Source organism: Tsuneonella flava, assembly GCF_002870965.1.
GTDB classification, from domain to species: Bacteria; Pseudomonadota; Alphaproteobacteria; order Sphingomonadales; family Sphingomonadaceae; genus Tsuneonella; species Tsuneonella flava.
In genome coordinates this window covers 1-1177 of record NZ_PHSO01000016.1, presented here as the reverse complement: position 1 = coordinate 1177, position 1177 = coordinate 1, and the positions used below count along the sequence as shown (strand labels likewise).

Annotated in this window: 2 protein-coding genes; both read left to right on the top strand. The window is 63.7% G+C overall.

The genetic code is table 11. The features are described 5' to 3' along the window. Positions 1–170: 170 nt before the first annotated feature. On the top strand, positions 171–599 hold the full coding sequence (locus tag CV013_RS15350; protein WP_102156579.1) for an OsmC family protein: 429 nt from the start codon (positions 171–173) through the stop codon (positions 597–599). A 59-nt stretch (positions 600–658) separates the two neighbouring features. Then, positions 659–1117, top strand: coding sequence for an ASCH domain-containing protein (locus CV013_RS15345; protein ID WP_102156578.1), 459 nt, complete (start codon positions 659–661; stop codon positions 1115–1117). Positions 1118–1177 lie beyond the last annotated feature (60 nt).

Below are 1177 nucleotides of genomic sequence, written 5' to 3'. Positions count from 1 at the left end.
GTGACGGGGTGGTGGGTGGAGTGACCCGGCTACTACCGCCCCTCCCCTCGTCATTGCAAGGAACCGTCAGGCAACGTGGCAACACCCGCACCACGCCTCTACAGGGAACCGCCCGCTCTGCCATGCGTCGGGTGAGGGAGACATATTTCCCAACAGAACAGGATATCCCCATGGCAACCGTCAACACCGCCACCGCCCGCTACGAAGGTCTGGGCAAAGAGGGCAAGGGCCACATCAAGACAAAATCGGGCGCGGTCGATCACCCCTATGGCTTCAACACCCGGTTCGAAGATGCCCCCGGCACCAACCCGGAAGAACTGATCGCCGGTGCCCATGCCGGGTGCTTCACAATGGCGCTCAGCTTCGCGCTGGCCCGCGCGGGGCACGAGGATGGCACGCTGGAAACCACCGCCAAAGTCACGCTGGACAAGGATGGCGACGGTTTTTCGGTCACCCAATCCGCGCTCACGCTGACCGGCACAGTCGCCGGAATCGACGAAGCGAAGTTCCGCGAGCTGGCGCAGGAGGCGGAGAAGAACTGCCCGATTTCGAAACTGCTCAATTGCGAAATCACGCTGGACGTGACGTTCGAGGGATAGCGGCCGCGCAGGGCCTGCCGGGCTTGCGGCCCGTACAGCCGGGCGAATAGAGGCATGTCATGCATCCCTCGATCGAACAAATCTGGCAGCGCTATCGCGCAATCGACCCGGCGGCGCCTGCCGCCATTCCGCCCGCGTTCCATTTCTGCGACAACCGCGAAGATGCCAACATCTGCGCCGATCTGGTTGTCGCGGGGAAGAAGCGGGCGACCGCCAGCTCGCTGGCCGAACTGGAGGCATCGGGCGATCCCGTGCCGCAGCCGGGCGAATTCGCCATCGTCACCGACTGGGATGGGCAAGCCCGCGCGGTGATGCGGACCACGCACGTCGAAATCAAACGGCTGGGCGATATCGACGAGGACTTCGCAGTGAAGGAAGGCGAAGGCGACCTGACGCTGACATGGTGGCGGGAGGCGCACGACGCCTATTTCACCCGCGTTCTGGCCGGCACCCCCTATACCGTGGACGACAATCTGCAGATCGCCTGCGAAGAGTTCGAAGTGGTGTTGGCCGGGTAGGCTGCGTTGCGCCTGTGGCGGGTGGAAGCTTTGTTCACACGAAGGCACGGAGTGGGGTTT

Excerpts from the sequence above, each read along its gene's own strand:
- CV013_RS15350 (WP_102156579.1), top strand. The coding sequence starts at position 171 with ATGGCAACCGTCAACACCGCCACCGCCCGCTACGAAGGTCTGGGCAAA.
- CV013_RS15345 (WP_102156578.1), top strand. The coding sequence starts at position 659 with ATGCATCCCTCGATCGAACAAATCTGGCAGCGCTATCGCGCAATCGAC.